The sequence below is a fragment of the Actinotalea sp. C106 genome (genome assembly GCF_023630195.1).
GTDB lineage: Bacteria > Actinomycetota > Actinomycetes > Actinomycetales > Cellulomonadaceae > Actinotalea.
This window is the reverse complement of sequence record NZ_JALPKN010000016.1, coordinates 1-23,776: the sequence shown is the minus strand read 5'-3', so window position 1 is coordinate 23,776 and position 23,776 is coordinate 1. Positions and strand designations below refer to the sequence as shown.

Genomic DNA, 23,776 nt, shown 5'->3' with positions numbered 1-23,776 from the left:
TGGTGACCGCCCGGCCCGTGGGGGCGCGCGTCGTCCCGAGCGGACCGACGCCCCCGCGCAGCCTGCCGCGGCGACCGAGGCTCCTGCAGCCGCGCCCGCCGAGAAGGCGACCGAGTCCGGAACGGAGGCCTGAGCATGCTGATCCCGCGCAGGCTCAAGCACCGCAAGCAGCACCACCCCTCGCGCTCCGGCGCGGCCAAGGGTGGCACCACGATCGCCTTCGGCGACTACGGCATCCAGGCCATCGAGCCTGCCTACGTCACCAACCGCCAGATCGAGGCTGCTCGTATCGCCATGACCCGCCACATCAAGCGTGGTGGCAAGGTCTGGATCAACATCTACCCCGACCGTCCGCTGACCAAGAAGCCGGCGGAGACCCGTATGGGGTCGGGTAAGGGTTCCCCCGAGTGGTGGATCGCCAACGTCAAGCCGGGTCGCGTGCTCTTCGAGCTCGCGGGTGTCCCCGAGCCCCTGGCCCGTGAGGCCATGCGTCGTGCGATGCACAAGCTCCCGATGAAGACCCGTTTCGTGGTCCGCGAGGGTGGTGGCAGCTGATGGCTATCGGTTCCAAGGAGCTTGCTCCGGTCGAGCTCGACGGCATGGACGACGACGCGCTCGTCGCCGAGCTGAAGAAGGCCAAGGAGGAGCTTTTCAACCTCCGCTTCCAGTCTGCTACGGGCCAGCTCGAGAGCCACGGGCGCCTCAAGGCCGTTCGTCGCGACATCGCGCGGATCTACACGATCCTGCGCGAGCGCGAGCTCGGCATCCGTACCGCACCCAGCGCTAGCGCTGAGTGAGCGAGAGGTCATAGATGAGCACCGACACGAACAAGACCGACGCCGCGGCGCCGGTGGCCGAGCACCGGCCGTACCGCAAGACGCGGCGCGGCTACGTGGTCAGCGACAAGATGGACAAGACCGTCGTGGTCGAGGTCGAGGACCGGGTCAAGCACCCGCTCTACGGCAAGGTCATGCGACGCACGAGCAAGGTCAAGGCGCACGACGAGGCCAACGCGGCCGGAGCGGGCGACCTCGTCCTCATCATGGAGACCCGTCCGCTGTCGGCGACCAAGCGCTGGCGTGTGGTGGAGATCCTCGAGAAGGCCAAGTAGTCCGACCGATCGGGCCTCGCGCCACGACCGGTCCGCAGCTCGACCACAGCGATCCGTTCGGCCAGGCTCGCAGCGATGAGCGCAGCGAGAACCAGCAGACGACAGGAGTAGGTAGATGATCCAGCAGGAGTCGCGACTCAAGGTCGCCGACAACACGGGAGCGAAGCAGATTCTCTGCATCCGTGTTCTCGGCGGATCTGGCCGTCGCTACGCCGGTATCGGCGACGTCATCGTCGCGACCGTCAAGGACGCCATCCCCGGCGGCAACGTCAAGCGGGGCGACGTCGTCAAGGCCGTGATCGTGCGCACCACCAAGGAGCGCCGTCGGCCCGACGGTTCGTACATCAAGTTCGACGAGAACGCCGCCGTGATCCTCAAGGGCGACGGCGAGCCTCGCGGGACCCGCATCTTCGGTCCGGTGGGCCGCGAGCTGCGCGACAAGAAGTTCATGAAGATCATCTCGCTGGCGCCGGAGGTGCTCTGACCATGGCAAAGATCAAGAAGGGCGACCTCGTCGTCGTCATCTCGGGCCGCGACAAGGGCAAGCAGGGCCGCGTGCTGGAGGTCTTCTCGGAGACCGACCGCATCGTGGTCGAGGGCGTCCAGCGCGTGACCAAGCACGTCAAGGCGGGTCAGTCGAGCCGCGGGACGCGGACGGGTGGCATCGAGACCGTCGAGGCCGCCATCCACGTCAGCAACGTCATGCTGGTCGACCCGGAGACCAAGAAGGGCACCCGGGTCGGGTACCGCACCGAGGAGATCGAGCGCGACGGCCGGACCCGCACGGTGCGTGTCCGGGTGGCCAAGCGCTCCGGTAAGGACATCTGATGAGCACCACGACTGAGACCAAGGTCGCGCCGCGCCTCAAGACGCGCTACGCCGAGGAGATCCTCCCCGGACTGCGTGAGGAGTTCGGCCACGAGAACATCAACCAGGTCGCCCGTCTCACGAAGATCGTCGTGAACATGGGTGTCGGGGACGCCGCCAAGGACTCCAAGCTGATCGAGGGCGCCATCCGCGACCTCACCGCGATCACGGGGCAGAAGCCCCAGGTCACCAAGGCCCGCAAGTCGATCGCCCAGTTCAAGCTCCGTGAAGGCATGCCCATCGGTGCGCACGTCACGTTGCGCGGAGACCGGATGTGGGAGTTCGGGGACCGACTGGTGTCGCTGGCACTTCCCCGCATCCGTGACTTCCGTGGTCTGTCGCCCAAGCAGTTCGACGGTCACGGCAACTACACCTTCGGCCTGACCGAGCAGGTGATGTTCCACGAGATCGACCCCGACAAGACCGACCGGGTGCGTGGTATGGACATCACGATCGTGACGACCGCGACCACCGACGACGAGGGCCGTTCGCTGCTCCGCCGTCTGGGCTTCCCGTTCAAGGAGAACTGACATGGCGAAGACTGCCCTCATCAAGAAGGCGGCGCGCAAGCCCAAGTTCAGCGTGCGCGCCTACACCCGGTGCCAGAAGTGCGGCCGGCCGCACTCGGTCTACCGCAAGTTCGGCCTCTGCCGGATCTGCCTGCGCCAGATGGCGCACCGTGGTGAGCTTCCCGGCGTCACCAAGAGCAGCTGGTAACAACTACGTCGCAGGTCCCCTTGCGCACTAGCGCGGGGATACCCCGGCGAGGAAGGGCACAAGCCCGATGACGATGACCGACCCGATCGCAGACATGCTGACCCGTCTGCGTAACGCGAACTCCGCGTACCACGACTCCGTGACGATGCCGTTCTCGAAGCTGAAGTCTCACATCGCTGAGATCCTCCAGGCCGAGGGCTACATCGCGAGCTGGAGCGTCGAGGACGCGCCGGTGGGCAAGTACCTCACCATCCAGCTCAAGTTCGGCCCGAACCGCGAGCGCTCGCTCGCGGGTGTGCGCCGCGTGTCCAAGCCGGGCCTGCGCGTGTACGCGAAGTCGACCAACCTGCCCCGTGTTCTGGGCGGCCTCGGCGTGGCGATCCTGTCCACGTCCTCTGGTCTCCTGACCGACAAGCAGGCCGCCACGAAGGGCGTAGGTGGGGAAGTCCTCGCCTACGTCTGGTAGCCCGAGACCGAGAGGAGAGAACCATGTCTCGAATTGGCAAGGTCCCCGTCCCGGTCCCGACCGGCGTGGACGTCACCATCGACGGCGCCGCGGTGACCGTCAAGGGCCCCAAGGGACAGCTGTCCCACACCATCCCGGCACCGATCACGGTCGTGCAGGAGGACGGCACCCTCGTGGTTGCCCGCCCCGACGACGAGCGTGCATCGCGATCGCTGCACGGTCTCACCCGGACGCTGCTCGCCAACCTCGTCACCGGCGTCACCGCCGGCTACGAGAAGAAGCTCGAGATCGTCGGTACGGGCTACCGCGTGGCAGCCAAGGGCTCGGACCTCGAGTTCGCCCTCGGCTTCAGCCACCCGGTCGTCGTGCACGCCCCGCAGGGCATCACCTTCGCTGTCGAGTCGCCCACTCGTTTCTCTGTGAGCGGCATCGACAAGCAGCAGGTCGGCGAGGTCGCTGCGAACATCCGCAAGATCCGCAAGCCCGAGCCTTACAAGGGCAAGGGCGTGCGCTACGCCGGCGAGGTCGTCCGCCGCAAGGCCGGAAAGGCTGGTAAGTAACGTGGCACTCACCATTCGTGGCAAGGGCAAGGCAGTTGCCCGCGCCCGCCGTCACCTGCGACTGCGCAAGAAGGTCTCAGGCACCCCGCAGCGTCCCCGCCTGGTCGTCAGCCGGTCCAGCCGGCACATGGTCGCCCAGGTCGTCGACGACTCGGTCGGCCGCACGGTCGCCTCGGCGTCGACCCTCGAGGTCGACCTGCGTGCGTCGGACGCCGACAAGGTCGCCAAGGCCAAGCGCGTGGGCGAGCTGATCGCCGAGCGTGCCAAGGCCGCCGGTGTCGAGGCCGTCGTCTTCGACCGTGGGGGTAACAAGTACCACGGCCGGGTCGCAGCGGTCGCCGACGGCGCCCGCGAGGGCGGGCTGTCCCTGTGACGACGACCACCACTCCCGTTCGGAAGAAGAGGATTCACTGATGGCTGCACCTCAGCGCAGCAACACCGGCGGTCAGGCCGGCGGCGGCCGCGATGGCGGTCGTCGGGACGGCGGCGGTCGCCGCGGCGACGCGCCCGACAAGAGCGCCTTCCTCGAGCGCGTGGTGACCATCAACCGCGTCTCGAAGGTCGTCAAGGGCGGACGTCGGTTCAGCTTCACGGCGCTCGTCGTCGTGGGCGACGGCGACGGCACCGTCGGTGTCGGCTACGGCAAGGCCAAGGAGGTGCCCGCCGCGATCGCGAAGGGTGTCGAGGAGGCGAAGAAGAGCTTCTTCCGCGTCCCCCGCATCCAGGGCACGATCCCGCACCCCATCACGGGTGAAGCAGCGGCCGGAGTCGTCTTCCTGCGGCCCGCCTCCCCAGGTACCGGTGTGATCGCCGGCGGGCCGGTGCGCGCCGTCCTGGAGTGCGCCGGGATCCACGACGTGCTCTCGAAGTCGATGGGCTCGACCAACGCGATCAACATCGTGCACGCCACGGTGGCTGCTCTGCGTGGGCTCGAGGAGCCCGAGGCCGTGGCCGCTCGCCGTGGACTGCCCCTCGAGCACGTCACGCCGGCCTCGATGCTGCGTGCCCGTGCCAAGGGCGTCGCTGCGAAGGCAGGTGCGTGATGGCCCGTCTCAAGGTGACCCAGACCAAGTCCGCCATCGGCGGCAAGCAGAACCAGCGCGACACGCTGCGGACCCTCGGCCTCAAGCGCATCGGCGACGTCGTCGTCAAGGAGGACCGTCCTGAGATCCGCGGCATGGTCGTGACGGTGGCGCACCTCGTCACCGTTGAGGAGGTCGACTGACCATGGCAGACAGCACCAAGGACCCGTCCGAGGACACCTCGGCCGCGGCCCCCACCAAGAAGCCTGCGAGCAAGACGGGCGCCGCCAAGACCGCGGCGGCCGACAAGCCCGCGAAGGCCAAGAGCAGCACCGCGAAGTCCGCCGGTACGGCCAGCAAGGCCAAGACCGAGAGTTCGGCCGAGAAGCCGAGCACGTCTGCGGCCAAGGCAACCGCGCCCAAGTCGTCGGCCTCGAAGTCGTCGGCCTCGAAGGCGTCGGCGACCAAGGGGTCGTCGACCACCGAGGGCGCGGGCGGCACGCTCAAGCTGCACCACTTGCGGCCTGCGCCCGGCGCGAAGACCGCCAAGACCCGCGTGGGTCGTGGTGAGGCGTCCAAGGGCAAGACCGCCGGTCGAGGCACCAAGGGCACCAAGGCCCGCTACCAGGTGCCCGAGCGGTTCGAGGGTGGGCAGATGCCGCTGCACATGCGGCTGCCCAAGCTCCGCGGCTTCAGGAACCCGTTCCGGGTCGAGTACCAGGTGGTCAACCTGGACAGCCTGGCCTCGCTGTACCCCCAGGGTGGCGACGTCACCGTCGATGACCTGGTGGCGAAGGGCGCGGTCCGCAAGGGCTCGCCGGTGAAGGTCCTCGGCAGCGGTGACGTGAGCGTCAAGCTCAACGTCCAGGTGCAGGCGGTCTCGGCCTCGGCCAAGGAGAAGATCCTCGCCGCTGGCGGGTCCGTCGACCAGGACTGAGATGGACCAGGGGCCGGGACGCGACGCGCGACCCGGCCCCTGTGCCGTCCCCGGTCGGAAGTCGGTTAGGGTTCCATGCGGCCTCCCGCGGGTGATCAACCCGTACGCCGGGGCACCGGCATGACGACACACCGCTCTCGGGCGGAGCAGGAGGACTAGTGCTCAGCGCATTCGTGCGGGCGTTCCGGACGCCCGACCTGCGGCGCAAGCTGCTGTTCACGATCTCCATCATGGTGATCTTCCGGGTGGGTTCCTTCATCCCGACCCCGGGCGTGGACTACGGCAACGTGCAGCAGTGCGTCGCGTCGATGGACGGCACCAACGACCTGCTCGGTCTGGTGAACCTGTTCAGCGGTGGCGCGCTGCTCCAGCTCTCGGTGTTCGCGCTGGGGATCATGCCCTACATCACGGCGAGCATCATCACCCAGCTGCTGCGCGTGGTCATCCCGCGTTTCGAGGCCCTCCACAAGGAGGGCCAGCAGGGCACGGCCCAGCTCACCCAGTACACCCGGTACATGACGATCGGGCTGGCGATCCTGCAGTCGACCACCGTCATCACGGTGGCTCGCAACAACCTTCTCTTCCCCGAGTGCCCGGTGCCGCTCATCCCGGACGACTCGGTAGCGACGATCGTGCTCATGGTCATCACGATGACTGCCGGCACCGCGCTGATCATGTGGCTCGGGGAGCTCATCAGCGAGCGCGGCATCGGCAACGGCATGTCGCTCCTGATCTTCACCTCGATCGCGGCGACCTTCCCCGGTGCGATGTGGTCGATCGCCGGTGGCGAGAACGGCCTGACGAACTTCGTCATCGTGATGCTCGTGATCCTGCTCGTCATCGCCCTCGTGGTCTTCGTCGAGCAGTCCCAGCGACGCATCCCCGTGCAGTACGCCAAGCGGATGGTCGGGCGGAAGATGTACGGCGGCTCGAGCACCTACATCCCGATCAAGATCAACATGGCGGGCATCATCCCGGTCATCTTCGCCTCCTCGTTGCTCGCGATCCCGGGCCTCGCGGCCCAGTTCGGCGACCAGACCGCAGGGTGGGTGATCTGGCTCTCGACGTACGTCGCTGCGCCCGAGGCCCCGCTGCACATCGCGCTCTACCTCGTCCTCATCATCTTCTTCGCGTACTTCTACACGGCGATCACGTTCAACCCTGACGAGGTCGCGGACAACATGAAGAAGTACGGCGGCTTCATCCCGGGCATCCGGGCAGGACGGCCGACGGCCGAGTACCTCGACTACGTGATCTCTCGCATCACCGCGCCCGGGTCGGTCTACCTCGCCTTCGTCGCCCTCATCCCGCTGCTCGTGTTCATCTGGCTCGGGGTCGGCGCCAACATCCCGTTCGGCGGGGCATCCATCCTCATCGTCGTGGGTGTGGGCCTCGAGACCGTCAAGCAGATCGAGTCGCAGCTGCAGCAGCGGCACTACGAAGGGTTCCTGCGGTGACCTCACGTCTGGTGATCATGGGCCCGCAGGGGGCCGGCAAGGGGACGCAGGCGCAGCGGCTCGCCGAGCGGTTGGACGTCCCGGCCATCTCGACCGGTGACATCTTCCGCGCCAACATCAAGGGTGGCACCGAGCTCGGTGTGCTGGCCCAGTCATACACCGCCAAGGGTGACCTCGTGCCCGACGAGGTCACCAACGCGATGGTGCGGGACCGGCTCGCCCAGGCCGACGCGGCTGGTGGCTTCATCCTCGACGGGTATCCGCGCAACGCCGCGCAGGTGGTCGAGCTCGACGAGATCCTCACCGGCCTCGGGGCGGCCCTGGACCGGGTCGTCGAGCTGACCGCTGACCGGTCCGAGCTGCTCGCCCGGCTGCGCCAGCGCGCGGAGACCGAGGGGCGTGAGGACGACACCGCGGAGGCGATCGCCAGGCGCCTGGACATCTACGCCGAGCAGACCGCCCCGCTCACGTCGGCCTACGCCGAGCGCGGACTTCTCGTCCGCGTCGACGGGATCGGCACGATCGACGAGGTGACGGCCCGCGTGGTCGCCGCGATCACTGCTGCGGTCTGAGGACTCCCCCCGATGTTCGGACGCGAGAAGATCGAGTACAAGACCGCCGAGCAGGTGCAGACGATGCGCCGCGCGGGGCTCGTCGTGGCTGACATCCACCGGACCGTCCGCGAGGCGATGCGCCCCGGTGCGACGACGGCCGACCTCGACGCAGTAGCCGCGGCGACGCTCGCCCAGGCCGGCGCGACGTCCTCCTTCCTCGGCTACCACGGCTACCCCGCGTCGATCTGCGTCTCGGTGAACGACGAGATCGTGCACGGCATCCCCGGGCCGCGGGTGCTCGAGGCGGGCGACGTGGTCTCGGTCGACTGCGGCGCGGTCGTGGACGGCTGGCACGGTGACGCTGCCTTCACGACCGTGCTGCCCGACGCCGACCCGGACGACCTCGCCCTGAGCGACGCCACCGAGCAGGCCATGTGGGCTGGGATCGCGGCCCTGGCCAAGGGCGACCGGCTCGGCGGCGTGGGCGACGCCGTCGAGGACGTGGTTGCTGCCTCGGGCACGAGCTACGGGATCGTCCAGGAGTACGTCGGCCACGGGATCGGCAGCGCCATGCACCAACCCCCCGAGGTGCTCAACTACCGGACCCGCGACAAGGGTCCCCGTCTTCGCGCCGGCCTCTGCGTGGCGGTCGAGCCGATGCTGACCCGCGGCTCCCGGACCACCCAGGTGCTCGAGGACGACTGGACGGTCGTCACCATGGACGGGCAGCGCGCCGCCCACTGGGAGCACACCGTGGCCATCGGGCCCGACGGGGTGTGGGTCCTCACCGCGCCGGACGGGGGCGCCGAGCGGCTCGCCGCTCTCGGCGTGACCATCGCGCCGTGGGAGCCCTAGCAGCGCACCGGTCTGCCGCGGCAGCCAGGACCCATGAGGAGGTGCCGTGCCGCGCGAGGTCGGGCAGGGCGACGGCTTGATCGAGCGGACCCGGCTCGTCGCACACATCGACGGCGGCTCCCGGCTCACCGTGCTCCGGGGACCGAGGGGCACCGGCAAGAGGGTCCTGGTCGACCAGTGGGTAGCAGCGTGCCGGTCGCGCGGTCGTCAGGTCTTCCGGGTCGAGGTCGACCCGAGGCACTGCGACGCGGCTGACGTGTGGGCGGAGGTCCTGTCCCGGCTGGGGGTCGAGGACGACCGCGGGCGTGGTGTCGCTCGGCAGGCCCTCGGCGCGCTCGCGGGCCTGACCGGCCCGTCCGTGCTCGTGGTGGAACGCGCCGAGCTGCTCGCCGACGACACGGTCGACAGAGACCTCATGGCGTTGCTGCGCCAGTCCCCGAGCACGCGTGTGCTCGTCTCGACCGAGCTGCTGCGCCCGGTCGAGATGCTCGGTCGGGTCGAGCACGCCGCCACCGTGCTCACAGCCCCCGACCTCGCCCTCACCACGGAGGAGGTGCTCGCCCTGCTCGAGGGCCCGGCCAGCGGGCAGGTCACGGCACGAGCGGTGCTGGGCGAGCCAGGGGTCGACCGCGATGCTGCTGCGCACGCCGCGGGTCACGCGGAGGCCGAGGAGATCCGTCGCACGTACGACGGGTGGGCCGGGCCGACGGCTGCGCTGGCACGGGACCCCAGGGGGACCGCGGCGAGGGACTTCGTGCGGTACGTGCTCGGCAGGCTCCACCCTGACGCGCTGCGGAGGTTGGCGGCGCAGCTCGCGCTCCTCCCACGGCTGCCCCGTGGGATCGTGAACGCCCTGGCGGCCGATGCTGACCTCGACGAGGGGATCGACGTGGTCGGCCAGCTGGTCGACTCCGGCCTGTGCGTCGCGGTCGGCTCGGACCCGGACAGCCCTCTCGCGCAGGCCCCCGGGATTCGGGACGCCCTCCAGGGGGCGAGAGGGGACGCCGCCCTTGGTGCGGAGGAGGCCGCTCTGCTGCGGTGGTCCGCGAGGTGGTACATGGAGCAGGGCATGCCGGACGCAGCAGCGGAGGCCGCGTGGCTGGCCGAGGACCACGAGACGATGGTGGCCGTGCTCGACCAGCACTGGCCGAGCCTCGCGGTGCACCACGGCGACCGCCTGGCGGCCTGGATCGGTGCGGTACCTGAGGACCTCCTCCTGGCGAGCCCCTCGATCTCCCTCGTCCGCACCCTGCTCGTCGAGTTCCCCTCCGACGCGGTCGGCGCCGAGGCCTTCGCGGGCACGCTCCGGGCCGGACTGGTCGACCGGCCCATGCAAGACGTGCTGACCGAGGGCGTGACCCTCCTCGTCGCGCTCCGTTCCGCGCGCCAGCCCCTGCTCGCGGTCCCCGTCGTCGACCAGCAGCGAGCCCTCGCGCGCGACGAGCCCGAGGGGTGGGTCGCGCTCGCCCCGGACCTGCGGTCCTTGCTCTACGTCCAGTGGGGCCTGGTGAGCCTGCTCGCGGGGGACCTCACCCAGGCGGTGCGTGACTTCCAGGAGGGGTACTGGACCGGCCATTCCACGGACACCTCCTACGTGGCCCGCAACGGCGCGACGAACGCCGCGCTGATCCATGCCCTCCACGGCGACCGGGCTCGTGCGCGGCGGTGGCTCGACCGGGCGTCCGCCCTGCCCCGGGCGGAGGGGTTCCTGCGGCAGTTCGTCGAGGAGTGGGACCCTCTGGTCGAGGCGCTCCTGGCGAGCGAGGCAGGGGAGCTGGCCGAGGCGGATGCGGCGCTGGCGCGCTTCACGTCCCTGGAGGGGGCGCACCCCGGCTGGATCGTCGAGGCCTACGTCCGCGCGCACCTCGCGGTCTGCGGCTCGCGCCCCCGCGAGGCCGCGGCCGAGCTGGCGAGCCACGCCTTGGCTGAACCCGAGACCGCCCAGGTGGGCTCTCTGGCCCACGCTCTGCTGACGTCGGTGGCCGTCGACCTCGACCTTCGGCTGGGTCGGTCGGCCCACGCCCGTGAACTCCTCGAGGGGGCGGGGGAGGGCTACCTCCTCAAGGCCGCGCGCGCGCGCCTCGCGCTGGCTCTGGGCGACCCCGAGACCGCCAAGATCGAGGCAGCCGCCGGACTGGTCGCCCACGAGGCCCACGGGTTCCGCCGGGTCGACCTGCTGGTCGCCCTCGCCGTGGCCGAACGTCGTCTGGACCCCATGGCGGGCGGAGAGCATTTCGCCGACGCCGTGGGAAGGGCCCGCCGGGACGAGTGCTGGCGGGGAGTGGCCACGGGTCCCCGGGCTGACGTCCTCGCGCTGGCCCGAGCAGCCCGGGACGTCCCGCTCCCTGAGTGGGTGACACGGGCCCCCGACGCCGTGCCGGACCTCGTGGTGGTCCAGCTGAGCGAGCGCGAGCGGCTGGTCCTGATCGAGCTCGCCCGCACCGCCTCCCACCAGGAGATCGCACGCACCCTGGTGGTGTCGATCAACACCGTCAAGACGCAGGTGCGCAGCATCTACCGCAAGCTCGGCACGAGGACGCGGTCCGAGACCCTCGCAGCGGCCCTCGCCCACGGGTTCTCCCTCACCTCCGACGCGTCCTGACCTGACCTGCCCCGGGGCGCGCACCGCCCGGTCCGAGGACGGCTCGGGCGCGGCGTCCTGGCGCCCTCCCACCGGTTCACCTCGGCTTTCATCTCGTGCTGTCCCCGGGGCGCGACGAGGAGTCACGAGGAGCACCCGGCCGTCGGTCGGGGCCCTGGCTGTGACCCCGACTCCTGATGGACGTGACGATGACCCGCGCTGCTCTGCTGCCGTTCTCCCGTGCCCGACGCGACGCGAGGCGTCGGACCACCCGCGGACTCGCCGCCCTCCTCGTCGCCGTGGTGACGATGGGCCTGGCGACGGTAGGTGTCGCGGCCCCCGCGGCCGCGGACCCGGCGGCCCGGCTGCAGCTCACGGCGAGCGGCATGATCCCCGCCGACGGGCTCACCGGCGAGGACGGCGTCTACGTCCTCGACAGCGACCGTGCCCAGGACGCGCAGCAGTTCGCGCTCTCGTACACCTGCCCCGCGGACAGCGCCGACGGGTGCTTGGACGCGGCCTTCACCCTCGGCCTCGAGGACCTCGTCCTGGACGCGTGGCTCACGCCGAGCGCCTCGTCCCCGGGGGCCTACACAGTGACCCACCTCGACGCGGGGGGCGTGGAGGTCCCGAGCGGCAGTGGCGTCCTGGCCGACGTCGCCGCGATCCGCATCCAGTTCGCCGACGAGGTCGCGGGCACCACGGGTCTGGTGAGCGGCACGACCGGCAACCTCCTGCTGCGCGCCGTGGTCCACCCGCCGGTGGGCGGGGGGGAGCAGACCGGGACCCTGGTCGTGACCCCTGAGGACGAGAGCGGCAGCGGCCCCGTGGCGGGCATCGCCGTGACGACGACGTTCGTGCCCGTGCTCTCGACGGAGACGGCGAAGTCCTGGGGCCAGGGCTCCTGGCTGTCGGGCCAGGGGGTGAGCACGACCAACACGGCATCGATCCTCGGGACGAACACGGGCGAGCCGACGCGGACGCTGACGATCACCGAGCCGGCCGACCCGACCGCGGTGCCCGCCGGTGCCGAGGCCTTCAACATCGTCGCGCTCTCCGGGGCCGAGATCACCGAGTGGCCCGACGGCGCCGCATCCCTGGTCCTGACCACCTGGGCCGACGGCGTCGAGCAGGTGACCTCGCCCGCCCTGGCCGGCCAGGGCGAGGCGAACGCGTGGCTCGCCGCCCTGGTCTCACCGCGGGACGTGACCGGGCTGCGCGCCGTCTTCACCGCGGCAGCGGGTGCCTCCATCGCCACCGGGGCCACGGCGGGGCTGGAGCTGACCACCGAGCAGTGGGGGGACGACGACGGGGCCGTGCTCGCCCGTCACGGCACCGTGGACTTCGACTCCGGCGGCGGCCCCGCCGACAGCTTCGGGGTGCTGCGGCTCGAGAACACGGCGCGGACCGTGGCCACCTCCGGGATCGCCGGGGAGGTCCCGGGCACCTCGCAGGACACCGCCGTGACCGAGGTCCTGGACCCGCGCCCGTACGCGAGCTCGACGAAGGAGTACACGGCGCCGGGGTCGGGGGAAGCCCTGACCGAGGTCCCTGTCGGCTCGTACGCCGTCGCGACCATCACGGGGACCAACTGGACCCGGCAGGGGGTCGACTCCCTCCGCCTGGTCGAGCGCCCCGCGCAGGGTGACCTCGACGCCAACCCGCCGGCCCTCGGGCTCGGGGACCTCGACGGGGCCATGTTCGCCGACTCGGGTCTCGTGTTCGCGGGGTTCGGCGACGGGTTCGTCGACGGCGACCCGGCGTCGGGACCGAACGGCGCCGGCCTGGTCTGGCCGAGCGATGCCGAGGAGCTCGAGCTCACGGTGACCTCGGCGGCCGGCACGGCGACCGTGACCCTCGTCCCGGGGGATCCGCTGCCGGGGCCCGGCGCGCTCACCTCCCCCCAGAGCATCGGCTCCTGGGCGGCCGTCACCGGCCTGACCGCAACCTTCGTCGACCGCAGCGGTGACCCGATCCCGACCGGCGTGCGGGCCTCTCTCCCGTACCTGCTCACCCCGGGCGCGGACGCCGAGCCGGGCGTGTACGCGAACCACGTGCTCGCGACGACGTCGATCGGTGGCGAGGTCTCCGGGGTCGCGCCGCGCACGCCGGACAGCGGCAACCGTCCCGTCTCGCGGGCCGACCTCGGGGTCGAGGCGCCGAGCGTGGGCGCCGAGATCACCAAGCGGATCCCCCAGGGGTACGTCTCGACCGCACCGGGCTCGTCCGTGCTCGCCGTGCTCCAGGCGACCTCGGTGCCGGGCAACACCGCCCCGACCTCCCTGGTCATCGAGGAGATCGCCGACGCCTCCCCGCGCTGGTGGGCCGTCATGGCCCCGACCTCGATCGACCTGCCGGTCGCGGCGGAAGACGAGGCGACCGTCCACTACCGCGACGTGGACGGCGACTGGAGCGTCCTCGGCACCTACACGGACACCACCGTCGTCGCCCTCGGCGACACCTCGGCGTGGACCGGGCTGCGGGTCGAGCACCGTCGGGCCGCGGGTTTTGAGGGCGCCAGCCGTGTGCAGGCCCTCGTGACCTTCGCGGTGCGTCCGACGCCCACCTCGGGCGCGGCGGTTGCTCCCGGTGAGCTGCTGGTCAACTGCGCGCACGCCATCGGCTCGGTCGAGTACGGCGGCCAGGTGTACTCCGACCGCGACGGACCGGCCTGCGACGAGGTCGAGGCCTACGACGCGGGCGCCGGCGGCCCCGCCGCCCTGGTGAAGAGGATCGCGGGCGACGTGACCGAGGGGAGCCGTGGGGCGCTCACGGCACGGCTGACCTGGGGTACCCAGGGGACCGGCCACGGCTCGGTCACGGTGACGGACGGCAACGACCTCACCGCGGGCGACCCCGCCACGGGGGCGAGCAGCAGCTTCTGGGACACCTTCGACCTGGACGCCGTGGGACGGATCACCTCCGGGCCCGCCGCCGGGACGGGGGCCTACGACCCGTACCTCGTGTTCGACCAGATCACCGCGGTCGAGTACTTCGACACCACTGATGCGACCTGGAAGCCGGTCGGGGCGGCCGCCGTCCCGTACGCGGGTGCAGCTGCAGGGCCCGGCAACGACTGGGTCGTGATGCCTCGGCTCGACCTGAGCTCCGCAGAGCGGGAGGTCGCCGGAGGGGTCCGGCTCGTGTACTCGCCGCTCTCCGACGTCGAGCGCGCCGCCGTCGTCGGCTCCCTCGAGGCACAGGGGGACTGGCGGGCCTCGCTCGCCCCGAGCCTGGTGACCGGCGAGGTCGCGACCTCGGTCCACCCCGCGCGGGGGATCGTCCTCGCCGTGTCGCTGCGCGACGTCTCGCGGGCCGACGGCACGGTGATCAACGACGCCCTCGAGTACAACGTCCCGGGGGAGCCCGGCAGGGTCGTCAACGACGCCGAGGTCGCCGGGGACGGGACACCCCTGGGCGGGCCGGTCGGTCACGTCGAGGACCGGACCGTGGACATCACCCCGGCCGTCCTCGCGGCCGCCACCACCAAGGACTGGCGGCGCGCGGCGGACAACTCCTCGGGCGGGGCGGACAACTCCGAGGTCCGTGAGCTGCCGTTGCCCGTCGACGCCGACGCGCCGGTGTGGCCGACGGCGCCCCTCACCGTGACGGGCCGCAACGCGAGCCCCGTGCCGGTCGACCTCCTGACCCTGCACGAGCCGGCCTTCACCGACCTGGAGGACCTCGTCGCCGAGGACGCGCCGTTCGGCTGGTTCGACGTGACCGACGTCGTGGGACTCACCCCCGTGGGCGATGTCCCCGGCGCGACGGGGCTGACGGTGCAGCTGCACGAGCACGGCCCCGCGACCGACGACGTCGTGAGCCGACAGGTCACCCGTGACGAGCTCCTGGCGATGTCGACCGAGCAGCTCGCCGACGTCGTCGGCATCACCGTCGAGTACGAGGGCCGCATCCCGCGGTCGCTCACGGCCCAGGTGGGGCTCGAGCTCGTGACCCAGCTCCGCGCGGAGCACCGAGCGACCGACGTCGCGCCCGGGCCGGGGCTCGCCATCGACAACGAGGTCCGTGCCGAGGTGCGTGACCAGCGTGTGTGCGTCGCCGAGAACGACGGTGACGACGGCACCACCGCCACGCCGGACTGCGCCATGGACCCGGCCTCCGCGACGGCGCAGGACACCCTGACGATCGCCGACGCCGAGGTGAAGGCCTTCGTGACGAAGAGCATCGACCGCGCGACCGTGCACCGTGACGCCGACCACGACCTCGAGGTGCGCCTCGACGTCCAGAGCTTCGGCAACAGCGCCGCCGAGAGCCTCGAGCTGGTCGACGCCGATCCGCGCTTCTACAACGCGGTGGGACTGACCGGCGCCCGCCTGGACGCCCTGGTGGGCGGGGCTGAGGAGGCGCGTCTCGAGGTCGTCCTGCGGGACGAGGACCTCACCGTCACGGCCGCCGGGGAGTACTCGGGGGCGCTGGACTGGATCGAGGCGGACGTGCGGTCGGGTCCGGGGGAGCTCGTCCTGGGGCAGGACGCGGCCGGTGCCGCCTGGTCCGACGTCATCGCGGTCCGCGTGACGATGGTCGACACCGACGGCGAGCTGATCCTGAGCCCGGGCACCGACCTGGGTGTCGTGGTCCTCGAGGGTCGGCTGCGCGCTGCCCTGCTGAGCGGGGGCCTGCCCAGCGCCGTGGCCGCGCCGGCTGACTGGGCCGACGAGTCCGAGACCAACCCGGGGGAGACCGTCACCGGCCGCGTGACCAACGTGGTCACAGGTCAGGCCTACCGGACGGGCGTGACCTCCGGGACGCGGACCGAGCACACCGACACCCTCGAGGTCCGGGCCGGCCGTGCCGAGCTGTCGATGGACAAGCAGGCGGCTCCCTCGGGCGGCTACGCCCCGGGGGACATGGTCGACTACACGATCACGGTGGCGAACGGTGCCCCGGCTGCCACGGGGGCCGACGTCCTGGGTCTGGTGGTCGTCGACCACCTGCCCGCGGACGAGTCCCTGGACTTCGTCGACTCCTCGACCTGGGCGGTCGCGGTCTCCCCGGGCCCTGACGAGCTCGGGCTGCCGGTGGTCACGCACGACACCGACGCCCGGACGGTGACCTTCGCCTGGCCCCAGGACGCGCGCCTCGCGCCGGGGCAGACCGTCACCGTCGACCTGAGCCTGCGGCTCTCGGAGCAGCTGTCGACCATCCAGGTCGTCAACGAGGCGTCCGTGACCGCGACCGGCCGCCCCGTCTCGGGGGCCTCGACCGACCCGGACTCGGTCTCCTCGTGCGCGGCGCCGTCCACCTACGACCCCGGTACGGAGACCTGCACCAGGAGCTCGGCCGCCCTCGCGCTGGGTGGTGCGGACACCTTCGTGTCGCAGAAGTGGGTGAGCACGGGTCGGGGAGCGGTCCACACCGTCGACCCCTCCGCCACCTGCGCCCCTCGGGGCCCCGGGGCCGACGCGACCTGGTACCGCTTCCCGTGCTCGGCCGAGGTGCTGGCGGGCGGGACGATCGACTGGAAGGTCGAGGTCACCAGCCTGGCCTCCGCGCCGACGCCTCGCCTCGAGATCGTCGACATGCTGCCGACCCCGGGTGACTACTCGCCGCTGACGACGGCCTCGCGCGGGAGCGCGTGGACCCCGCAGTGGGACGGCGGGCTGCCGGTCCTCGACGCGGCGTCGGCAGCGCACCCCGGTGCCGAGCTCACGGTGTGGGCGACGACCGAGCCGCACCACGCGGGCCAGACCACGGGGTCGACCGCCTTCGACCCCGTCCCCGGGACGTGGACCGAGGTCAGTGCCGACATGGCCCCGGCCGAGGCCGCGCAGGTGACCGGCTTCCGGTTCGTCATCGACCTGGCGCCCGGCAACCTCTGGCTCACGGGCCAGAGCCTGGGGGTCGAGTGGTCCATGCTCGCCCCGGAGGGCGGTGCTGCGAACGGTACCGACGCCTGGAACTCGTTCGCCTTCCGTGTCCAGCACCAGGGCAGCGCGCTGCCCCTGACCTCGGTGCCGCTCAAGGCCGGCATCCGCTACGCGACACCGAACTACGCCGTGGGCGACCGGGTCTGGCTCGACCGCAACCGTGACGGCCGCCAGGGGGCGGGGGAGCCCGGCGTCGGGGGCGTGCAGGTCCTGCTCTACCGCGAGGGCGAGACCGAGGCCTGGGCCGTCACGACGACCGGTGCCGACGGGCGATACCTGTTCGACATGGTCCCCGCCGGGAGCTGGATGATCGGCTTCGTCCTCGACGAGGATCACGCCGCGCGGTACAGCTTCACCGAGCTGTTGCAGGGGACGGACGGCCACGCCGACTCGGACGCCGCCGTGACCGAGGCCCCCACGGTGAGCAGGACCGCGGTCTTCGACCTCGGCCCGGGGGCGACCAACCCGTTCCAGCGTCCTGCGGCGCCGTCGGACGGCATCGCTGCGGACCACCTCGACCCGACCCGCGACGCGGGGCTCGTCGAGCTGCCCGTGCGGGTGGGGGACCGGGTGTGGTTCGACACCGACGGCGACGGCCTTCAGGGGCCGGGGGAGCGCGGCATCGCGGGTGTCGTGCTGGTGCTGCGGAACCCGGACGGCACGAGGGTCCGCGACGTGACGGGGGCGCTGGTCGGTCCCCGGACCACCGACGAGAACGGCGACTACCTGTTCGAGGCGCTGCCGCCGGGGCGCTACCGCGTCGCGATCGACACCGCGGCCTCTGCGCGGGCGCTCGCGGGCCTCAGCCCCACACGCAGCGGCGCGGGGGAGGATCGCGCGGTCGACTCCTCGACCTGGCGTGCCTGGTCGCGGACCCTCGTCGGGGGCGAGGAGGACCTCACCCTGGACTTCGGCTTCGTCGTCGACACCTCGGGCAGCGACGGGTCTCCCGACGGTGGCGAGGGCACGGACGAGGAGGCACCGGGTGGGACGGGCTCGGGGGACGAGAGCCCTGGTGCGGACGCGCAGTCCGACGCCTCCGACCCGGCCGGTCGGCTGGCCTGGACCGGGCCCGGCGGGGTGCTCGGGCTCGTGCTCACGGCGGCGCTCCTCCTGGTCGCCGGAGCGGTCCTCACGGCACGCTCGGGGGTGATCCGACGCCGGTACCGATGAGGCCGCGCATGGCGTAGGATGGTCCGTTGGGTGTGCGACTTCGGTCATGTCCGGTCCGCCGGCAGCACACGTCACCCCACGTCTCGTCGAGCGGCTCCGGCCGGTCGTCCGCGGCGCGGTCCTGCAGGAGTCCCAGAGAGTTAGCGGAGGATATGGCGAAGAAGGACGGTGTCATCGAGATCGAGGGCAGCGTGGTCGAGGCCCTGCCGAACGCGATGTTTCGCGTGGAGCTGGCGAACGGTCACAGGGTGCTCGCCCACATCTCGGGCAAGATGCGTCAGCACTACATCCGGATCCTCCCTGAGGACCGGGTGGTTGTTGAGCTGAGCCCGTACGACCTGTCCCGTGGCCGGATCGTCTACCGCTACAAGTAGTCCGCCGGTGCCCTCCCGGGCACCCCGACGACACTGTCGCCCGTCGCACGCTCGTGTGCGCGTGCGGCGGCGGAGGAACGAGCAATGAAGGTCAAGCCCAGCGTCAAGAAGATCTGCGACAAGTGCAAGGTGATCCGCCGGCACGGTCGCGTGATGGTCATCTGCGACAACCTGCGGCACAAGCAGCGCCAGGGCTGAGCCCCGGCGTCCCGGCTCACACCGGGGTGCACCAGGTCGACAGATCGACCCGACGGCCCGCCTCGGCGGGCAGTCATCAGCGCACGGTCAGCGCTCATCGCCCTCGGGCGTGAGGCAACCCCCGGTCGGAGGCCGGGGCCCGCAGCAGCGGGAAGGCCGCGCGGAAGACCTCCGACGTAGTACAGGAGCACCTGGCACATGGCACGTCTCGTCGGCGTCGACCTCCCCCGCGACAAGCGGCTCGAGGTTGCGCTCACCTACATCTACGGCGTCGGCCGTACCCGCGCCCAGCAGACGCTGGCCGCCACGGGGATCAGCCCCGACCTTCGCGTCAAGGACCTCGGTGACGCCGAGCTGGTCGCCCTCCGCGACCACCTCGAGGGCAACTTCAAGCTCGAGGGTGACCTCCGCCGTGAGGTCGCCGCGGACATCCGCCGCAAGGTTGAGATCGGCAGCTACGAGGGCATCCGGCACCGCCGCGGGCTGCCCGTCCGTGGTCAGCGGACCAAGACCAACGCGCGTACCCGCAAGGGCCCCAAGCGCACCGTGGCCGGCAAGAAGAAGGCCCGCAAGTAGCCAGCAGTCCGTCTGCGTGGACAGCACGGCTCGCCGTGCACCCGGACGGTCCGACGACCTCAGACCAGGAGAAGAACCGCTATGCCTCCCAAGACCCGCACCGCGTCGCGCAAGCCGCGTCGCAAGGAGAAGAAGAACATCGCCGTGGGCCAGGCCCACATCAAGAGCACGTTCAACAACACGATCGTCTCGATCACCGACCCTGCCGGGGCCGTCATCGCGTGGGCGTCCTCGGGCCAGGTCGGCTTCAAGGGCTCGCGCAAGTCGACGCCCTTCGCCGCCCAGCTCGCCGCCGAGGCCGCTGCGCGTCGTGCGCAGGAGCACGGCATGAAGAAGGTCGACGTCTTCGTCAAGGGGCCCGGCTCGGGCCGTGAGACCGCGATCCGTTCGCTCACCGCGGCCGGCCTCGAGGTCGGCTCGATCCAGGACGTGACGCCCCAGGCGCACAACGGCTGCCGCCCCCCCAAGCGCCGCCGCGTCTGACGCGTCTCGGGGCCGGACGGGAAGCTCCCCGTCCGGCCCCGAGCAGGTCCGCCGGTGAGCCCAGCTCCCGCGGACCCCTCATCTCGACCCTGCCGGGTGGACCGAGATCCTGCAGGCCGCACAGCGTGATGCGTCATATGGCGGACGCACACTGAGAGGAACACCACCGTGCTCATCGCACAGCGCCCCACCCTGACCGAAGAGGTCCTCACCGACAGCCGCTCGCGGTTCGTCATCGAGCCGCTCGAGCCTGGCTTCGGCTACACCCTCGGCAACTCCCTGCGCCGCACCCTCCTGTCCTCGATCCCGGGGGCCGCGGTCACCTCGATCCGCATCGACGGCGTGCTGCACGAGTTCAGCACCGTGACCGGTGCCAAGGAGGACGTCACCGAGGTCATCCTGAACATCAAGGAGCTCGTCGTCTCCTCGGAGAACGACGAGCCCGTCGTCATGTACCTGCGCAAGCAGGGCCCCGGGACGGTCACCGCCGCGGACATCACGCCGCCCACCGGGGTCGAGATCCACAACCCGGGCCTGCACATCGCGACCCTCAACGGCAAGGGCAAGCTCGAGATCGAGCTCACGGTCGAGCGCGGTCGCGGCTACGTCTCGGCCTCGCAGAACAAGGCCTACGACTCCGAGATCGGCCGCATCCCGGTCGACTCGATCTACTCGCCGGTCCTCAAGGTGACCTACAAGGTCGAGGCGACCCGTGTCGAGCAGCGCACCGACTTCGACAAGCTCATCGTGGACGTCGAGACCAAGTCGGCGATCTCGCCCCGCGACGCGCTGGCCTCGGCCGGCAAGACGCTCGTCGAGCTCTTCGGCCTGGCCCGCGAGCTCAACGTCGAGGCCGAGGGCATCGAGATCGGCCCGTCGCCGACGGACGCCGCCCTCGCGGCCGACCTCGCCCTCCCGATCGAGGAGCTCCAGCTCACGATCCGTTCGTACAACTGCCTCAAGCGCGAGGGCATCCACGCCGTGGGCGAGCTCGTGGCCCGCAGCGAGGCGGACCTGCTGGACATCCGCAACTTCGGTGCGAAGTCGATCACCGAGGTCAAGGAGAAGCTCCAGGGTCTCGGACTGTCCCTCAAGGACAGCCCGATCGACTTCGACCCCACCGCCGCGGCGTACTACGACGACAGCGAGTACACCGAGGACGAGCCGTCCTGACCCCGTGCAGGGCCGTCCGGTGACGCCGAGCGGCCCGCAGATCTTCGAGAACTGAGGAGTACAGACCATGCCTACGCCCACCAAGGGTCCGCGGCTCGGCGGTGGCCCGGCGCACGAGCGGCACATCCTCGCCAACCTGGCGACGAGCCTGTTCGAGCACCGCCGCATCACCACCACGGAGACCAAGGCCAAGCGGCTTCGCCCGCTGGCCGAGCGGCTCATCACCTTCGCCAAGCGTGGCGACCTCGCCTCGCGTCGCCGGGTGCTCGGGACCGTGCGTTCCAAGGCCGTCGCGCACGAGCTGTTCACCGAGATCGCCCCGGCCATGGCCGAGCGTCAGGGTGGCTACACGCGCATCACGAAGGTCGGGAACCGCAAGGGCGACAACGCCCCCATGGCCGTCATCGAGCTGGTGATGGAGCCCGTGAGCCCCAAGCAGGCGACCGTGCGTGAGGCCGAGAAGGCCACCAAGAAGTCCGCCCCCAAGGCCGCCGCGCCGGCCGAGGAGGAGCCCACGGCTGAGGAGACTCCTGCTGAGGAGACCCCCGTCGAGGAGACCGCGACCGAGGAGACGACCGAGGCCCCGGCCGAGGAGTCGACCGAGGCTGCGGAGAACGACAAGGCCTGACCCCAGGTCACCCCGGCGGGCGATCAGGCTGTCGGCATCGCAGGGCCCGGACCGTCACGGTCCGGGCCCTGCGGCGTCCTCCGGCCTTCGGTAGCGTGCGAGGGTGCCCTCAGCTCCCGTGCCCGTGGTCCTCGTCCACGGGGCGCGGGTCTCCCGGACCATGTGGCGCCCGCAGGTCGACGCCCTCACCCGCCTCGGACGGCCCCACCTGGCCATCGACCTCCCGGGTCACGGTCGCCGCATCGACGAACGGTTCGACGTCGAGGGCGGTCTGGACGCGATCGACGAGGCCGTCGAGCGGGTCGGAGGCCGGGCGGTGCTGGTCGGGCTGTCCCTCGGGGGCTACCTCGGCATCGCCTACGCGGCCCGCCATCCTGACCGGGTCGCGGGTCTCCTCGCCGCCGGCTGCAGCACGGACCCCGACACGTGGCTGACGGGCGCCTGGCTGCGACTGGCCCAGGGGATCGCGCTTCTGCCCGACCGCGGCGCGTGGCTCAACCGCACCCTGGTGGAACGGGCGCTGCCCCGGGAGGGCGCAGAGGCACTGGCCGAGGGCGGTTTCGCCCTCGACGTGATGGTCGACCTCCTGCGGACCATCCGCGACGTGCGGCCGCTCGAGGACCTCGCCCGCACGCGCTGCCCGGTCTGGGTCGTCAACGGCAGGTGGGACCACTTCCGCACCCAGGAGCGACAGCTGGTCGACTCCTGCCCCGACGGCCGGCTCGTCACCGTGCGCGGCGCCACCCACCTGGTGAACGTCGTCCGCCCGGTGGGCTTCACCCGCGTCCTGCTCGAGGCTCTGGACGAGCTCGACGAGCTCGACGAGCTCGACGAGCTCGAGCGGAGAAGGGCGGCCGACGACGCGGGGCAGGCCTAGGCCGCGGCGTCGTCCGTGCGGATGCCCGGTAGGGACCACGCTCGGACCCCACCCACGATCCCCGCGGAGTTGGGCACCACCACCACGTCGTCGCCGAGGGCGGCGAGCACGGTCGGGCTGATCCGCCGTCCGTTGCCCCCGCCCAGGTAGAGCCGGTCCCAGCGGACCACCGGGCGGAGGCCCTCGACGGCGCGCCGCACCCGCCGCGACCACGACCCGTCCCCGAGCCGACGTCGTTCGTGCTCGCCGAGGTACCCGTCGTAGGTCACGCCGCGGCGGACCGGGGCGTGGGACAGCTCCAGGTGCGGGGCGAGGCGCCCGCCGTCGAACAGTGCGGACCCCAGGCCGGTGCCCAGGGTCAGGACGAGCTCGACCCCTGCCCCGGAGACCACCCCGGCGCCGTGCACCTCGGCGTCGTTGAGGACCAGGGTGGGCAGGCCGAGGGCGGAGCGCATCGCGGCGGCGACGTCGTACCCCGACCACGCGTCCACGAGCTCGGGGTCCACGCGAGAGCGCGGTCCGGCCCGCGTCACGTAGTGCGGGGTGGCGATGACGACCCCGTGCCGGATCATCCCTGGCATGCCGATCGTCGCCCGCTGCGCGGCGGGCAGGTCCGCGGCGATCGCCAGCACCGTCTCGACCAGGCGCCCGGGGGGCAGGGGATACGGGGTGGGCACCCGCACGGCGGGGACGTGCAGGGTGCCGGCGGCGTCGAGCACCGAGGCCTTGATGCCGCCGCCCCCGCAGTCGACCGCGAGGGTGCGCGGGGTGGCCGGGGCCGGGTCGGTCATGGGGCGAGCGTACGACGCGGGACGACGACGGGACGCGGTGGGGGTCCAGCGGGAGCGTCAGGCCGCGGGGCGTCCCGAGGGGTCTCGCCCGGTGGGTAGCGTTGCCCCGTGACCACGAGGACCGCGCCGTGAGCCCAGCGACCCCGGCACCGCGGGCACCGGTCGAGGCCACCCCGGTCCCTGCGGGCGAGGCAGGTGCTCCAGGTCCGGCTGTCCCCGCGGCCCCCGGCGACGGCCTCGTGCGGGTCCGCCTCGATCTCTCCTACGACGGGACAGGCTTCGCGGGATGGGCGAGCCAACCTGCGCTGCGCACCGTCCAGGGCACCCTCGAGGCGGCCCTGGGCACCGTGCTGCGGTGCGTCGAGCCGCGGCTCACGGTCGCCGGGCGCACCGACGCAGGGGTGCACGCTCGGGGTCAGGTCGCGCACCTGGACCTCGAGGCCGAGACCTGGCGCGCCGTCCGCGGCAGGCGGGTCGCGGCCCCGGGG

26 protein-coding genes and 1 pseudogene are annotated in these 23,776 nt (G+C 71.6%); 26 read left to right on the top strand and 1 reads right to left on the bottom strand.

The features are described from left to right. The first annotated feature begins 135 nt into the window (after nt 1-135). The 25 genes from rplP to L0B03_RS02220 all read left to right on the top strand — a co-directional run bounded on the left by rplP (nt 136) and on the right by L0B03_RS02220 (nt 22,497). Nucleotides 136-555: a 50S ribosomal protein L16 gene (rplP, locus tag L0B03_RS02340; protein ID WP_208056033.1), complete on the top strand. Its 420-nt coding sequence runs from the start codon at nt 136-138 to the stop codon at nt 553-555. Further along, on the top strand, nt 555-797 hold the full coding sequence (rpmC, locus tag L0B03_RS02335; protein WP_208056032.1) for a 50S ribosomal protein L29: 243 nt from the start codon (nt 555-557) through the stop codon (nt 795-797). Before rplP ends, rpmC begins: the two co-directional genes overlap by 1 nt. A gap of 14 nt (nt 798-811) precedes the next feature. Next, nucleotides 812-1,111 carry a 30S ribosomal protein S17 gene (rpsQ, locus tag L0B03_RS02330; RefSeq protein ID WP_284501286.1) on the top strand — a complete coding sequence of 100 codons (300 nt, stop codon included), beginning with the start codon at nt 812-814 and terminating at the stop codon, nt 1,109-1,111. A gap of 115 nt (nt 1,112-1,226) precedes the next feature. Further along, on the top strand, nt 1,227-1,595 hold the full coding sequence (rplN, locus tag L0B03_RS02325; RefSeq protein ID WP_208056030.1) for a 50S ribosomal protein L14: 369 nt from the start codon (nt 1,227-1,229) through the stop codon (nt 1,593-1,595). Nucleotides 1,596-1,597: 2 nt separating this feature from the next. After that, nucleotides 1,598-1,939 (top strand): 50S ribosomal protein L24, encoded by a 342-nt coding sequence (gene rplX / locus L0B03_RS02320; protein WP_208056029.1) that lies wholly within the window; start codon nt 1,598-1,600, stop codon nt 1,937-1,939. Next, complete coding sequence (gene rplE, locus L0B03_RS02315; protein ID WP_250443608.1) at nt 1,939-2,508, top strand: 50S ribosomal protein L5; 570 nt, start codon at nt 1,939-1,941, stop codon at nt 2,506-2,508. The genes rplX and rplE overlap by 1 nt, the downstream gene beginning before the upstream one ends. Before the next feature lies 1 nt (nt 2,509). After that, a complete protein-coding gene (locus L0B03_RS02310) occupies nt 2,510-2,695 on the top strand; it encodes a type Z 30S ribosomal protein S14 (RefSeq protein ID WP_208056027.1) in 186 nt (61 codons plus the stop codon). Nucleotides 2,696-2,762: 67 nt separating this feature from the next. Beyond that, complete coding sequence (gene rpsH / locus L0B03_RS02305; RefSeq protein WP_250443605.1) at nt 2,763-3,161, top strand: 30S ribosomal protein S8; 399 nt, start codon at nt 2,763-2,765, stop codon at nt 3,159-3,161. Between the two features lie 23 nt (nt 3,162-3,184). Further along, complete coding sequence (rplF, locus tag L0B03_RS02300) at nt 3,185-3,721, top strand: 50S ribosomal protein L6 (RefSeq protein WP_250443602.1); 537 nt, start codon at nt 3,185-3,187, stop codon at nt 3,719-3,721. A gap of 1 nt (nt 3,722) precedes the next feature. After that, nucleotides 3,723-4,094, top strand: coding sequence for a 50S ribosomal protein L18 (gene rplR / locus L0B03_RS02295; protein WP_250443600.1), 372 nt, complete (start codon nt 3,723-3,725; stop codon nt 4,092-4,094). 40 nt (nt 4,095-4,134) lie between these two features. Further along, entirely contained in the window at nt 4,135-4,764 is a 630-nt protein-coding gene (gene rpsE / locus L0B03_RS02290) for a 30S ribosomal protein S5 (RefSeq protein ID WP_208056023.1), read from the top strand. Then, a complete protein-coding gene (gene rpmD / locus L0B03_RS02285) occupies nt 4,764-4,946 on the top strand; it encodes a 50S ribosomal protein L30 (protein WP_208056022.1) in 183 nt (60 codons plus the stop codon). Before rpsE ends, rpmD begins: the two co-directional genes overlap by 1 nt. Before the next feature lie 2 nt (nt 4,947-4,948). Continuing rightward, nucleotides 4,949-5,680, top strand: coding sequence for a 50S ribosomal protein L15 (gene rplO, locus L0B03_RS02280; protein WP_250443597.1), 732 nt, complete (start codon nt 4,949-4,951; stop codon nt 5,678-5,680). Nucleotides 5,681-5,838: 158 nt separating this feature from the next. Further along, the gene (gene secY, locus L0B03_RS02275) at nt 5,839-7,137 is read left to right on the top strand and encodes a preprotein translocase subunit SecY (RefSeq protein ID WP_250443594.1); all 1,299 of its coding nucleotides are present in this window, start codon (nt 5,839-5,841) and stop codon (nt 7,135-7,137) included. After that, nucleotides 7,134-7,709 carry an adenylate kinase gene (locus L0B03_RS02270; RefSeq protein WP_250443592.1) on the top strand — a complete coding sequence of 192 codons (576 nt, stop codon included), beginning with the start codon at nt 7,134-7,136 and terminating at the stop codon, nt 7,707-7,709. The genes secY and L0B03_RS02270 overlap by 4 nt, the downstream gene beginning before the upstream one ends. A 12-nt stretch (nt 7,710-7,721) precedes the next feature. Beyond that, nucleotides 7,722-8,546 carry a type I methionyl aminopeptidase gene (gene map / locus L0B03_RS02265; RefSeq protein WP_250443588.1) on the top strand — a complete coding sequence of 275 codons (825 nt, stop codon included), beginning with the start codon at nt 7,722-7,724 and terminating at the stop codon, nt 8,544-8,546. Between the two features lie 46 nt (nt 8,547-8,592). Continuing rightward, on the top strand, nt 8,593-11,148 hold the full coding sequence (locus tag L0B03_RS19490; protein ID WP_250443584.1) for a LuxR C-terminal-related transcriptional regulator: 2,556 nt from the start codon (nt 8,593-8,595) through the stop codon (nt 11,146-11,148). A 188-nt stretch (nt 11,149-11,336) separates the two neighbouring features. Then, complete coding sequence (locus tag L0B03_RS02255; protein ID WP_250443582.1) at nt 11,337-18,188, top strand: SdrD B-like domain-containing protein; 6,852 nt, start codon at nt 11,337-11,339, stop codon at nt 18,186-18,188. A 152-nt stretch (nt 18,189-18,340) separates the two neighbouring features. Continuing rightward, the gene (gene infA / locus L0B03_RS02250; RefSeq protein ID WP_024286981.1) at nt 18,341-18,562 is read left to right on the top strand and encodes a translation initiation factor IF-1; all 222 of its coding nucleotides are present in this window, start codon (nt 18,341-18,343) and stop codon (nt 18,560-18,562) included. An 84-nt stretch (nt 18,563-18,646) separates the two neighbouring features. Next, complete coding sequence (rpmJ, locus tag L0B03_RS02245) at nt 18,647-18,760, top strand: 50S ribosomal protein L36 (RefSeq protein ID WP_003956441.1); 114 nt, start codon at nt 18,647-18,649, stop codon at nt 18,758-18,760. A gap of 198 nt (nt 18,761-18,958) precedes the next feature. Beyond that, on the top strand, nt 18,959-19,336 hold the full coding sequence (gene rpsM, locus L0B03_RS02240) for a 30S ribosomal protein S13 (RefSeq protein WP_208056017.1): 378 nt from the start codon (nt 18,959-18,961) through the stop codon (nt 19,334-19,336). 81 nt (nt 19,337-19,417) lie between these two features. Next, complete coding sequence (gene rpsK, locus L0B03_RS02235; protein WP_208056016.1) at nt 19,418-19,819, top strand: 30S ribosomal protein S11; 402 nt, start codon at nt 19,418-19,420, stop codon at nt 19,817-19,819. A 168-nt stretch (nt 19,820-19,987) separates the two neighbouring features. Beyond that, a complete protein-coding gene (locus L0B03_RS02230) occupies nt 19,988-20,992 on the top strand; it encodes a DNA-directed RNA polymerase subunit alpha (RefSeq protein ID WP_250443580.1) in 1,005 nt (334 codons plus the stop codon). Nucleotides 20,993-21,059: 67 nt separating this feature from the next. Further along, the gene (rplQ, locus tag L0B03_RS02225) at nt 21,060-21,620 is read left to right on the top strand and encodes a 50S ribosomal protein L17 (RefSeq protein WP_250443579.1); all 561 of its coding nucleotides are present in this window, start codon (nt 21,060-21,062) and stop codon (nt 21,618-21,620) included. 103 nt (nt 21,621-21,723) lie between these two features. Beyond that, nucleotides 21,724-22,497, top strand: a complete 774-nt coding sequence (locus tag L0B03_RS02220; protein WP_250443577.1) for an alpha/beta fold hydrolase — start codon at nt 21,724-21,726, stop codon at nt 22,495-22,497. Here L0B03_RS02220 and L0B03_RS02215 read toward each other — a convergent pair. After that, a complete protein-coding gene (locus L0B03_RS02215; RefSeq protein ID WP_250443575.1) occupies nt 22,494-23,288 on the bottom strand; it encodes an ROK family protein in 795 nt (264 codons plus the stop codon). The two genes, L0B03_RS02220 and L0B03_RS02215, sit on opposite strands and share 4 nt — an antisense overlap. Nucleotides 23,289-23,527: 239 nt before the next feature. Here L0B03_RS02215 and L0B03_RS02210 point away from each other — a divergent pair. Next, nucleotides 23,528-23,776 (top strand): annotated as a pseudogene (locus L0B03_RS02210) (tRNA pseudouridine(38-40) synthase TruA); the annotation flags it as partial.